This is a genomic window from Flavobacterium marginilacus, assembly GCF_026870155.1.
GTDB classification, from domain to species: Bacteria; Bacteroidota; Bacteroidia; order Flavobacteriales; family Flavobacteriaceae; genus Flavobacterium; species Flavobacterium marginilacus.
In genome coordinates this window covers 966,327-979,318 of sequence record NZ_CP113975.1, presented here as the reverse complement: position 1 = coordinate 979,318, position 12,992 = coordinate 966,327, and the positions used below count along the sequence as shown (strand labels likewise).

Sequence of the window (12,992 nt, the reverse complement as noted above, 5' to 3'; positions counted from 1 at the left end):
TCTATTCAAAATCAGAAAAATCTAATTGCTCATCATTAATAATAGTTCTCGTTGCAATTTTTCCCAAAATTTTATCAAAATGCTCCGCCAGAATCTTTCCGGTTCCTGGACGTTTCACCCAAATATTCTCTTTCGTGAACTGCTCCCCTTTCTTTATATCGGCTGTAGCACAAACTGTGGCAAAAGCAAAATCAATAGTCACTTGCTCCTCTAGTGCAGGTTTTTTAATTCCACCACGCATTTGCCAAATTTCATTTGAACTTACAATAAGTTCTTTCGAGGTTCGCTCATCCATACTGCATATAATATCTGGTCCTGTACGCTGCATTGTATCTGTAAAATGTCGTTCCAAAATACTTGCTCCTAGAGCCACTGCGCCCAAACAAGCATTATTATTTAAAGTATGATCCGACAAACCAAAGACTTTATTAGGGAAAGCATTATGCATTTCTATCATCGCACCAAAACGCACCAAATGAATAGGTGTTGGATACAAATTGGTAGTATGTAACAACGCAACTGGAACTGCATGTTTGTCAAAAATAGCAACCGCTTTGCTAATACTTTCAATAGTATTCATTCCAGTACTTAATATAACAGGTTTCCCAAAAGAAGCAATATGTTCCAATAAAGGATAATTATTGCATTCGCCAGATCCAATTTTATAAGCTGGAATATCAAATTTTTTCAATCTCTCGGCTGCTGCGCGGGAAAATGGGGTCGAAATAAAAATCATGCCTTTACTCTCGACATAATTCTTTAATTCTAATTCATCGGTTTCATTTAACGAACAGCGCTCCATAATTTCATAAATTGAAACATCTGCATTGCCAGGAATTACTTTTTTGGCAGCTCCGGACATTTCGTCTTGGACAATATGTGTTTGATGTTTGAGAACTTCAACTCCTGCTCTCTGCGCAGCATCAACCATTTTTTTGGCTGTTTCTAATGAGCCCTCATGGTTAATACCTATTTCAGCAATGACCAATGGTGGGTAATCAGACCCTATTTTACGTCCTGCTATTTCTATATATGGATTCATTTTGTAGAATTTAAAATTTGTTTTTTTTGATACAAATACTCCGCATACTCCAAATCTTCTAGAGTATCAATATCAACATTGGAAAAAATATGATTAACTTCAAATGGAAAAGCATTTTCTGAAATAATAATATCTTTTAATATCAAAGAGGCTTTTGTAATATATAATAACCCGTTCTCAAAATAAAGAGCTTCTAAATCTTGACTTCTTTGACCTATAGAATAATTAAAAGGGATAAACTTACTATTTATAATTTTACCAAATTTATGATAATCTCTAGAAACCGTAAACAAACTATCTAAATTCTCCTTTAGATATTTCTCAAAAATTTCTTTTAATAAATTCTGAGGGCGCAACGGATTTGTGGGCTGTAATAAGATAACATTTTTAACATCCGTTTTTACAGATTCCAAAACATGTTTCAATGCTGAAACTGTAGGTTCAAAATCTCCAGACAGTATTTGCGGTCTTTCAATTACTTTAGCTCCATTTTCCAACGCTATATTTTTAATTGTTTCATCATCAGTCGAAACATAAACGTCATCAATAATTTCCTTATTAGCTAATGCATATTGTATAGAATGTACCAATAAAGGAACTCCTCCAAACATCTGAATATTCTTTTTTGGAATACGCTTCGATCCTCCTCGCGCTGGAATTATGGCTATGGTTTTATTCATAAATACTATCCCTATTTTTAAAATCCTTGAAAAATAAAGGTTTAATTTTTTCTAATTCTGGCTCAGAAAGACTCCACCATTGTAAAGTTTCAATTTCTTGAATAATGGACTCCGAAAAACGCTTTCCAATTGGTTTTGCAGGAACACCGGCAACTATGGTATATGGAGCAACATCCTTAGTAACAACTGATCCCGCTGCTAAAATCGCTCCATTTCCTATATTAATATTCCCTACTATAATTACACCATGACCAATCCAAACATCATTCCCCATAACAATTTCATTTTCTTCTTTTAATAATTTAAGCTCTCCTTGAAATAAATTTTTATTAATATAAGTTGTCATTGTAGAAACAGGATGATTTGTAGCATGACAGGCTACATCAGCTCCAAACTGGCAAAACCTTCCAATACTAATGGTTCCAGACAGCTGATTATTATAACCTAAAGTCGTAGCATAGCCTATTTTTATATTTCCAGAAAAATTACATCTGTCAGGTACTGCGTTTTTTCCTTCAAAAATTACATTTTGCAAACCTCTTGAAAATCCAGATACGGTTACTTTTTCATTTACCTTAACTGTATTTAAAAAATAAAACAAAATTTTTTTAACAAATTCTCTCATGCTAATATTGTTTTGCCTCGTCTTTTGTTAATCCTTTGTATCTTAAAAATAACTGCCAAATTACTTTTCGGGTAATTACTTTAAAAAAAAACTTAGCTAAGTATCTTAAATAGGTATTGGAATTTTTAGTTAAATAATTTGGAATGTTAATCTCAGTTTTATTTTCTTTAATCGCAGAAAATGCTTCTAACATCCAATCTTCAAATGTATTTCCCATATGGTACGCATAATTGCCTGCAGTTGACAGCCTCCAATATCCTTTGTCTTGAGCTGGCTTATCTAACAAGGTTTTCTCACTATCACCCCCTAGGCTATAAGATGAAAATCGTTTTTTAATACCATCAAAACATTCACCTCTGTAAGTAGCTATAAAATGACCAGCCCCAATTACGGCATTAACATTATTATTAGTGATTGTCAAATTTTTATTCAAATGAATATCCTTATACAGTCCAATATTACCAATACTTTCAGCAAACATTTGCAAACCCAATTTGTCTTTTGTTTCAGTAAATTTTAACTTTTTAGAAAATATATTATCAAAATAAATATTCTCTGTAAATTGTTTTAACATTTTTGAAGAAGGAACAGGACTAACTACGCCTGTCTTTCTAAAATTTTCAAAAACATCATAAGTTTCTTTCTGCCAATCATTCAAAAAAAGAACATCGGCATCGCTAATCGTAATCAAATCAAAATTATGTCCAGCAATACCTTTCAAAATAGCATTTAATTTTCCTATAGCTGACGTGTGAATCAATTCTTGTATTTTCCCTTCCTTATATAAATCATCTAAGTAATTAATAACTTCAATACTGCTTCCGTTATTTACAATAACAAGATAAGTTTTTGGATGACACGTTTTAAAAAGAGATTCTAAACAATATTTTAATATCTTAAAGCTATCTCTGAAATACCCCTCATGATTGGGAATATATACAGGGATAACCACTTGATGAAAAAAATCATTGGGTTCTTGATGTTTATCCTTATTAGGGTTAATACCTACTCTCATTTTTATTTTTTAAAAAACAATATATACGCCAACAGCTTTAAATTATTAGCTTTAAACATCCAATACAAATCTAATTTAAATACATTTTTCAGAGTTATTAATAAATTCACTTTCGCCATTTTTAATTGATACTGACAAATAAAATTCAATAAAATGTCAAATTCTTTTTTATCTATTTTTCCTGAATTGTATTTATCTATTACAATTTTTTTCAAATATTTTGGTAATTCCAAATACTTAAATTTATCTTCAGAAAGATTATGAGAATGTATCCTGTATTGTACTAATGGTTCATCAAGATAATAAAATTTTGTTTCAAAAGAACAGCGTGTCCAAAACTCAGTATCTTCTCCTGCTGAAGGCATTTTTTCATTAAAAAAACCAATATTTTTAATAATCTGAATTCTAACTAATGGAGTTGACATCATAACAGTCCAATTCCCCATCATTCGCATTAAAACATCCCCATGTTTTACTTCGGGTGTTCCAGGTCGTCCAACAATTGTATTTCCCGCAATACCATCCTCATCAATAACCTCACAACAACAATGAACCAGACCAAAGTCTGGATTATTTTCTAACACGGTCACCTGCTTCTCTAATTTATAAGGAAGCCACAAATCATCATCATCCACAAAAGCAATATACTTTCCTTTTGCCTCACGAATTCCAACATTTCTGGGTTTGGCTGGTCCCCCTGAGTTTTCAATTTTTATGTATCTTACTTTATCAAATGTCTGGCATAAAAAGAAATTTTCATCATTTGGTGTACCGTCATCAACAACAATAATTTCAAAATCCTTAAAAGTCTGATTTAAGACGCTTTGAAGTGTCAATTTTAAATAATCAGTTCTTTTATATGTTGGTATAATCACACTTACTAACGGATACCGCATACTTTCCTTATTCTTTGTATTATACGGTTAAAAATTCCTAAAAGAGTTTCTCTTTTAGCCTGATTCAGCTCGCTATGCATACGGAGCATATTTTTGTAGTCATCAAAATATAATCCATAATATTCTCGAAACATACTCTCACTTTCTAATAAATGCTTTTCATTATGTCGCGGATCATTACTTACTCCTGATAAATCGAAAACAGTTAATGGATAATTAATGTGTTTAAAAATAAACTGATTACTTAAAAAACATTTGATATAGAAAGCTCTGTCTGCAACTACTTTATAACGCTCATCGTACAGCCCCATTTTATCAAAAACTTCTCTTTTAAACAACGTACTTTGGTGCGGTAATGAAGTACGGACAAAAAATAACGGAGATAAATTATCTGGGAATATTTTCCCTCCAGTTTGAAATTTATAATCTCCATAAATAATATCACCTGCAAAATCAATATTATTTACAAAATCATTAACTGCAGTCATACCATTTAGAACATCACCACTATTAAGAAATAAAAGATATTCTCCTTTAGAAGCTTTTATACCTTTATTCATGGCATTATAAATACCCGTATCTGGTTCGCTTATATGATAATTGATGCTAGTCGAATATTGATTAATTACATCTTTACTCCTATCAGTAGAATCACCATCAACAATCAAAAATTCAAAATCTAGGTAAGTCTGAGTAATAACAGATTTTATAGTTGCGTCTAAACCTTTGGCGTTATTATAATTAATTGTAATGATTGATAATTTAGGCTGTATCATTTATTTAAATACCAATTATTCATGTTCTTACTTCTCCTCTATAAAATACAATGTATCTCATCCTATGCCATATGCTAATTCAATATAATTTATTCAGCATAATCCTAAATTAATTTATCGATTTTTTTTAAAAAGATGTCAATGTTCAATTTTTGTTCAAAAGCTATTTTTGCATTATCACTATACCAGTTGTAATTTGAAGTAATTTTTTCGATAGCTGAAGGGATGTCTGAAGGGGTATCTACAATTACACCTAAGTTATTTTCCAGCACCAGCTCCCTTAATCCACCTGTATTTGAAGCTATTAAAGGAAGACCATATTTTAAATATTGGTATAATTTGCCAGAAGCTGCTCCAATTGCATTATAATTTTCATCAGTATTATTTGTATTGTAAATCACTAACCCAATTTGCGCAGAATTAAATACTGTATGTAATTCAGAAAACAATACTGGATCCAGCGATAAACAAATATTTTCTTTTCCTGCAGTTCTTACTTTATCTAAATACGGATCCTCCTCACCATTTTTCAGTCTATTATGAAAAATAATTTTTGTTTTATTCTTAAAACTATAATTACCAACAGCTTGAGCAATTTCAAAACTGCATACTTCATCACAAATCATACCGGCAGAAAGAACAATTAAAGTTTCAGTATCCAAATTGAACTTCTTGTAGAAAAAATTACTCTTTTTAATTTTTTCATTTTCTAAATTCATTCTAATAGAATTAGGCAGTAATACAAAGTTATCGTCTAAAATATTATTAATTCTCTTATAAATCTGCCATCTAAAATGATCTTGTATTAGAGTAAATGAAATTTTTCCTTTTAAATAATTTCTTTCATTCTTCTTAAGAATCATATTTAACCAATTACTTTTTTTCTTTAAATCATATGATATCTCCAGAGATAAATTTACTATCTTTTTTGAGTTTATTTTACTTTTTTCATAAGCAAAAAGACCAATTGAATCGACACAAAATGTCACATCAAAAAAGTCTTCTTTATTTTTTTTTATTTGTCTTGAAAAATTATTTATGTAAATATAAGGTTCTAAGTTTTGAAAGCTGTTCTTTATAAAACTAAGGGCTTTTAAAGAAAATAAATTAGTGTTTATCAATTTATTTAAAACAAAAGTCAGTTTATGAATAAATTTTATTCTTAAACTGGATCTTCTTGATTTAATCCTTTCAAAAGTTACGTTATTCTTATCAAATGTTTCTATTATTGACAAATCATATTCGTTATCATCCCTTAAATAAACAAAAATATGATTCTCTTTTTCTGAAAAATACTCAATTAATGATAATAAAGTTGGCGCAACGCCTAACCATCCATCCCAGAAAATTATTGCTATTTTTTTTGACATTTACTACTTGATCATCACATTTATTACATCAGCAATCTCCTCATTAGTCAATCCCAATCCGCTTGGAATATAAAAACCATTTCTAGCTAATTTTTCGGCTGCTGGATAACTTTCATTCTTAAACAAACCCATCTTTTGAAAAACGGGCTGTTCATGCATACACCAAAAAAAAGGACGCGTGCCAATTTTTGCATCGCTTAGTTTTTTTACCATTACTTCTTTTTGCTCTTCAGTGTCGGCTGTCAGTCCAAAAACCCAATAAATATTTTCTGCATACTCAGTATTTACTAATGGTAATTGAAACCCCCTAAGTTCTTTCAGCCCTTTGCTATATAAATTACCAATTTCTCTTTTTCTCTGAATATGAAATTCCATTTTCTCCAATTGTGCCACACCCAAAGCTGCCTGAAGATTAGTCATTCTATAATTCCAGCCAAGCTCATAATGAATAAATCGTCTTCCTTGTGGTTCGAATGCTAAATTTCGAAGTTTTTTACACTTTTCAGCAGCCTCATCATTATTACAAACAATCATACCGCCTTCTCCAGTCGTAATATGCTTATTAGGATAAAAACTAAAAATACTTATATCCCCAAAACTGCCGCACATTTTACCTTTATAGGTTTGTCCGTGCATTTCGGCAGCATCTTCAATCAGTTTTAAATTATATTTCTCACATAATGCTAAAACAGGATCCATATCAACTGGCAGTCCATAAATATGAACGACAAGTATTGCCTTAGTTTTAGAAGTAATTTTGGCTTCAATTTGAGTTACATCCATGTTCCAGGTAATAGGATCACTATCTACCAAAACTGGTATAGCTCCTGCGGTAACAATTGACTGAGCAGGAGAAATAATTGTAAAAGCAGGCATTATAACCTCATCGCCTTTTCCTACTCCTAAGGCTTTTACCGCTATATCCAAAGCAGCAGATCCATTCGCAACTGCTATTCCGTGATTTCTATTTACATATTGGGCAAATTGTGTCTCAAATTGCGTTACATAACCTCCTTCTGACGAAATCCAGCCAGTTTCAATACATTCAGCAACATATTTTAATTCATTTCCTGATAAAAGAGGTGTATTTACTGGTATCATAATTTATTTTTTTTTAATACAAAACATACGCCCCAAGTATCCTGAGACGGACTGTTTCTAGTTAAAAACTCTTCTGCCTGCAATACTTCAAAACCAGTTAATACTGCTAACATTTTAATTTCAGGAATAGAAAAATGCCTCATTAAGTGTTCTTCTTTAATAGTTTCTGCAACCTGAGTTATTTTATCTTTGATGATAACTTCAAAATTAACAGCTACCACGTTTTTATCAGATTCCATTTCAGATTCAGTCAATCTAACCACTTCAATTTCATCATCCTCCAAACGCTTAATTCGGGTTTCGGGTTTTAGATGATAAACAGCTGGAGAATACCAAATATCAAATATAAAAATGCCTCCGATATTCAGCTGTTTATTAGTTGTTTTGAAACAGTTTATTAATGCTTCATTTTCTGTTAAATAAGAAATGACATGAAATAACGAAATAGCAGCATCAAATTGTGATGATACCTCATAAGAAGAAATATCACCTACAACAGGGTTAAAGCCAATTATCTTTTTAGCTTTTGCAATCGCTGTCATTTCCTGGCTTCTTTCAATACCAGTAACTTCAAATCCAGCTTCACAAAAATAATTTGCATGAGAGCCACTTCCAGATCCTAGTTCAAGAATCTGTGTGGCATTTGGTGCAAAACTTTTTATTTTTTCAATCACATAATGGCTTTCTTCTCTATAATTTTTGTCTTTATAGAGCAGATCGTAATACTTGCTATACTGCTGAAAATTTGTCATTATTATTTTAAAATTAAATGATTCTCATCTATAGGCAAAAAACGTACTTTGTCTCTTTCTCCGCAATAAGGACCTTGCTTAACTTCAATCATCTCAGATTTTTCAAGCATTTTGAAACCATGTCCGCCATCAGAAAGTAGAATTACGTCTCCTTTTTCTAAAACAGTGCTCTGTATATAATTTTGATCATTGTCATAAAAATCAACACGTACTTTTCCGCTCCTAATAAAAAGAACTTCTTGTGTTAAATGCACCGCTCTAGGAACTATATTATGCCTATGAGGAGGAATTACGTAGCCTTCATCTCTATTCATATATCCCAGCTGCTGGGAATCATCATCATTTGTAAAAAATTCAATCCCCTCTTTTTTATAGTCAGATCGAATGATTATAGCTAACTGCAAGCCCGCGTGGTTGATTATTTCAATCATTTTTTAAAATTTTTCCAAAGATTAATAACAAATGAGGGAATGAATGGTCTAATCATTCTTTTTACTCTTCTTATTTTTTCTTTTGTAGTTTTCTTTTTCCTCCTGCCAAAATAATCTCCTTTTTTCGAATATCCTAATTTAAAAGCTTTAATAACTTTAGAAACTTCTTTTACGTCAACGGAATAAAAAACAGGAGCTGTAGTTACCATTGGCGGAATAATATTTTTATTAACATGAGTTGCATCTTCTGATTCGATATGATTGCTCATGGAAAGATTTGGATATAAAGTTAACCAGCCTTTTAACACACAAACCGCCTGCCATCTAACATCCCAAGATGTACTTTTATTTTTAATCTGATCATAAAGCATACCCATAAAATCAAATGCCCCATAGGCATTAAAAACATAAGCTTTATCCTCATTCTTATTTAATTCAAGTGATAATTCTTCAATATTTGGATTAAAAAAATCCCATCTGTTTTTCCATGTAGCCCAACCCCAACAATCTGGTAAAGGAACAAAAAAATAATTGGGATAATTTTTACCACAGGCAAAAAAATTGCATGCACCTATTTGTCCTACCTCAAGGTTATTTTCATATCTATCCAGTGAGTCATTCATGTAGGCAATAAAAAACGGTGACACAATTAAATCATCCTCCAATACAATAACTTTTCCATGAGTATTTATAACATTAGTAACTCCATCTATAATTGAATTTTCTAAACCTTTATTTTCTTCTGCAATAACTGTAATTATTTGTTTAAAGCGGTTTTCATTTTTTATAATGGTTCTAACTGCATCAATTTTATTTAAATCCTCATCAGCTGGATTATGTTTCAACCCGTCACAATATATGTATAAAATACTATCCTTTGCTTCTGCATTTTTTGAAAGAGAATCTAATACCTGTTGTGTATGTAAAGGACGATTATAAGTAAACAAAACTATTGGAGCTAATGTATTTTTCATTATTGATGATTATTGTGATTTTATATTGTTCTGTGAAAATAATTCTGTCACTGAAAAATACTATTCTAAAATCAAATTTATTTTTTCTGTATTTAAAAGTACTCTACACATTAGGTGTTTTTTAAAGAAAAACAATAAAAACTGTTTTTACTTTATCAGCTCAATTTTAATCCGATTCTTATCTAATGCAAGAATACTTACAAAAAAGCGTCTTATACATTTACAAAAGGAAACAAAATTAAAATTATATATATATAATTTAATCAAAAAACTCCATTCCTGCATACCCAATTTTCTATTCTCTTTTATAGCTAATTCGTACATCATCAGTAAATCTAATCTTTGATTATGACTGAACAAATTTAATTTTTTAGTTAAAATATCTTTAAACAATTGAATATTTGCTTTGTCTTTTAGTTCCTGACTATCTTTACGACCTGAAATATTTAAATTTGAAATTCTAAAATGGACAATACTGTCATTTATGGTATATATTAATTTTGCATCAGGAAATTCTAACCAAGCTTTACAATCACTTCCCCAAGCTAAAGGATAATCATAAAATCCATATTTGATATACGATTTTCTAGAAAAAATATATTCAGACAAGGAACTTCTACTTTGCTTTTTCTCACTTCTAATAAAAAAATCGGATTCTTTTTCCCATAAAGGATGATTATAAACCTTAGAAATAGTTTCAGATTTTTCATTTATCACCTTAGTGGCAAAACGAATTAAATTAGATTTTTCATTAAAAAAAACATAATTCTCATACCATGAAGCTACTACGGTGTCCTCTAAAACATCATCATCACCTAATATCATAATCCATTCTTCTTCAGCAGATAAAGCAATACAACGGTCCCACTGTTTCGAAAGGGAAATTCCTCCCAAATTATTTTCGAATCGATGATATTTAAAATCGAATTTTCCTCTGAACTGTTCAAGCAAAAAAGTGCAATCTTCAGCACTGGCATCATCACCAATATATACCTTAAACCGCTTATCAGTTTGGCTGGCTAACGATTGAATAGTTTCCGCAAAAAAAGAAAGTTTATAATAGGGAATTATTATTGCTAACATTTATTTTAAAACACTTATTTTAAAATTGAAACAATTTGTTCATAAAGTAATGGGCATATCTTCTCAGGAGAAAGTTCCGAAAATAACTGTTGCGCCATTTCTCCATCTTCTTTTCTTTTATTTGGATTATCGTAATAAAATTTAATTTTTTCAACCATAGCTTTGATATCTAAATAAGGCACAACACATCCACCTCCCTTATCAATAATTTCCGCGGTCCCTGAAGCCTTTTCAAAACATATAATAGGATTCATAAGTTTTGCGTTTTCAATACAAACCATTGGAAAAGAATCTTCTCTAGAAGTCAAGAGAAATACATCAAAATCCTGATAATATTTTTCGGGATTATGTACCTCACCAACAAAAATCACTTTATCAGTTAAGCCTAATTTAAATATATCCTGTTCAATAATAATTTTATTTTCAGAATGATCACCAACCCAAACGAACTTAATTTTTAAGTTTGGATATTTTTTAACAAATTGGTTAGCTATAAGAATAAAAATATCATGCCCTTTTGCCCAATAAACACTCCCCGAGGCTCCTACAATGAATGTATCATTATCCTTTAATTTATGTGTCAGACTTGTTGATGATCCAAACGCATGAACAACATTTACTAAATTTGGATTAACGTTATAATTTTCAACAAGATTATTTTTAACTTTATTGGATACTGCTATAAATCTATCAATAAGACCAGAATAATCTTTAAAGGAAGGCAAAGCCATTTTAATTACTGTATTCAATTCATGAACATGTAGCACTAATTTCGAATCCTGAATAATGCTTTTAATTTTTATAGCTACAGGTATCGATAAAATTGTATTGGCATAAATTAAATCATACTTATTTTGAGATATTTTTTCCAAAAAAAGACGCTCCTTATTCTTTGGTTTTAATCCTAATTTCGTTAGAAGTCTTTTTTTTAAAACAATCGAAAATTTAGGAGCTTTATGAAGTTCCGAATACAGGTAAACATTATTACATTCAGCAGCAAAATCGTCTTTAATCCCCCCTCCATCTAACATCAATATATCAAACTGATAATCTGAAGTGTTTTTATTTAACCATTTAAGTAAATGCAATAATATCAATGGAGCCCCTGTTCTAGTAGCTTGATGGGCTATAAAAAGTACTTTTTTCAATTGAAAATAATTTTAGTAATTTATTATCCATAATATAAATCATTTTTTTGTGAAGTATATAGAGCCTGTTTAAAATTTATTTTTGAGATTTATTATTAGGGGATTTTTGAGTGAAACAAGGCGAATTTTTATAAAATAGCAGAGCTATTGTATGAAAATTTAACGAAGTTGTAACCAAAAATCATCATAAGAGAGCCAATAAATAAAACTTAAACAGGCTCTATAGTAAATTATTTTTCGAATAAAACCGATTGTAAAAATTGATCCTAAAATTGAGCTTGATTATAACAATAAAATAAGTCAATCACTTTTTAAAATTTGTTCAACAAACCTAACTTTATCAATAACCGTATTTTTCTTGATTTTTTAATATTTATTATCCCTTTTTCATATTTATCTAGTTTATCAATATCATCTAAAAAAGCAGAAAAACCAGTTTTAAGTACCAATTGCCGTTCATCAAAAATCATTTTTAGATTTTCAGATTTTGAACTAATACCATCCAAATAATATGTCGATAAGGTTTCATCAATCTTTTTATATGAGCAATTGTGCCTGCAGACACTTTCTATAAAGAATTTCCAATCTGACACAATTTTAAATCCTTCATTGTAAAATCCATTAATATCAAATAATTTTCTTTTAATAAATGTTGCCGGATGTGGTAATGTTTCTAAGATAAAATAAGAAAAGAATAAACGTTCTGGATATTTATGTATCCATGATTTTGCACCATCAACAAAATTTAAATTAAAATATATCAAATCATTTTCAGCTAGGAAATGATTAGTGTTTTCTAAAACATTATTATTAAATAGATGATCACCACTATTCAAAAAAAGCAAATATTCTCCTTTTGCCTGCACAATCCCTTTATTCATGGCATTGTAAATCCCTTTGTCAGGTTCGCTAACCCAATAATCAATTTTATCGTTTTGACTTTTTATATATTCTGCACAGCCATCAGTAGAACCACCATCAATAACAATATATTCAAATTCCTGCCAAGTCTGGTTTGTAACACTCTGAATAGTTTTTTTTAAACCTTCAAGATTGTTATAATTAATGGTAATTATAGAAATTAATAGCATTAGTGAAT

The 12,992-nt window shown here is 30.2% G+C and carries 14 protein-coding genes; all 14 read right to left on the bottom strand.

The window, feature by feature from the left end:
* Position 1 precedes the first annotated feature (1 nt).
* On the bottom strand, positions 2–1,042 hold the full coding sequence (locus tag OZP07_RS04245; RefSeq protein ID WP_281637407.1) for an N-acetylneuraminate synthase family protein: 1,041 nt from the start codon (positions 1,040–1,042) through the stop codon (positions 2–4).
* On the bottom strand, positions 1,039–1,722 hold the full coding sequence (locus tag OZP07_RS04240; RefSeq protein ID WP_281637406.1) for an acylneuraminate cytidylyltransferase family protein: 684 nt from the start codon (positions 1,720–1,722) through the stop codon (positions 1,039–1,041). The genes OZP07_RS04245 and OZP07_RS04240 overlap by 4 nt, the downstream gene beginning before the upstream one ends.
* On the bottom strand, positions 1,715–2,347 hold the full coding sequence (locus OZP07_RS04235) for a CatB-related O-acetyltransferase (protein WP_281637405.1): 633 nt from the start codon (positions 2,345–2,347) through the stop codon (positions 1,715–1,717). The genes OZP07_RS04240 and OZP07_RS04235 overlap by 8 nt, the downstream gene beginning before the upstream one ends.
* A gap of 1 nt (position 2,348) precedes the next feature.
* The gene (locus OZP07_RS04230; RefSeq protein WP_281637404.1) at positions 2,349–3,362 is read right to left on the bottom strand and encodes a glycosyltransferase family A protein; all 1,014 of its coding nucleotides are present in this window, start codon (positions 3,360–3,362) and stop codon (positions 2,349–2,351) included.
* 2 nt (positions 3,363–3,364) lie between these two features.
* Positions 3,365–4,258, bottom strand: coding sequence for a glycosyltransferase family 2 protein (locus OZP07_RS04225; RefSeq protein WP_281637403.1), 894 nt, complete (start codon positions 4,256–4,258; stop codon positions 3,365–3,367).
* Positions 4,243–5,034 (bottom strand): glycosyltransferase family 2 protein, encoded by a 792-nt coding sequence (locus OZP07_RS04220; RefSeq protein WP_281637402.1) that lies wholly within the window; start codon positions 5,032–5,034, stop codon positions 4,243–4,245. The genes OZP07_RS04225 and OZP07_RS04220 overlap by 16 nt, the downstream gene beginning before the upstream one ends.
* A gap of 104 nt (positions 5,035–5,138) precedes the next feature.
* Entirely contained in the window at positions 5,139–6,404 is a 1,266-nt protein-coding gene (locus tag OZP07_RS04215) for a glycosyltransferase (protein WP_281637401.1), read from the bottom strand.
* Positions 6,405–6,407: 3 nt separating this feature from the next.
* Positions 6,408–7,505, bottom strand: coding sequence for a DegT/DnrJ/EryC1/StrS family aminotransferase (locus tag OZP07_RS04210; RefSeq protein WP_281637400.1), 1,098 nt, complete (start codon positions 7,503–7,505; stop codon positions 6,408–6,410).
* The gene (locus OZP07_RS04205) at positions 7,502–8,257 is read right to left on the bottom strand and encodes a class I SAM-dependent DNA methyltransferase (protein ID WP_281637399.1); all 756 of its coding nucleotides are present in this window, start codon (positions 8,255–8,257) and stop codon (positions 7,502–7,504) included. The genes OZP07_RS04210 and OZP07_RS04205 overlap by 4 nt, the downstream gene beginning before the upstream one ends.
* A 2-nt stretch (positions 8,258–8,259) precedes the next feature.
* Positions 8,260–8,688 carry a cupin domain-containing protein gene (locus tag OZP07_RS04200; protein WP_281637398.1) on the bottom strand — a complete coding sequence of 143 codons (429 nt, stop codon included), beginning with the start codon at positions 8,686–8,688 and terminating at the stop codon, positions 8,260–8,262.
* On the bottom strand, positions 8,685–9,662 hold the full coding sequence (locus OZP07_RS04195) for a glycosyltransferase family protein (protein ID WP_281637397.1): 978 nt from the start codon (positions 9,660–9,662) through the stop codon (positions 8,685–8,687). Before OZP07_RS04195 ends, OZP07_RS04200 begins: the two co-directional genes overlap by 4 nt.
* 147 nt (positions 9,663–9,809) lie before the next feature.
* On the bottom strand, positions 9,810–10,745 hold the full coding sequence (locus tag OZP07_RS04190) for a glycosyltransferase family 2 protein (RefSeq protein ID WP_281637396.1): 936 nt from the start codon (positions 10,743–10,745) through the stop codon (positions 9,810–9,812).
* 14 nt (positions 10,746–10,759) lie between these two features.
* On the bottom strand, positions 10,760–11,893 hold the full coding sequence (locus OZP07_RS04185; RefSeq protein WP_281637395.1) for a glycosyltransferase family 4 protein: 1,134 nt from the start codon (positions 11,891–11,893) through the stop codon (positions 10,760–10,762).
* Positions 11,894–12,204: 311 nt separating this feature from the next.
* A complete protein-coding gene (locus tag OZP07_RS04180) occupies positions 12,205–12,984 on the bottom strand; it encodes a glycosyltransferase family 2 protein (protein WP_281637394.1) in 780 nt (259 codons plus the stop codon).
* Positions 12,985–12,992 lie beyond the last annotated feature (8 nt).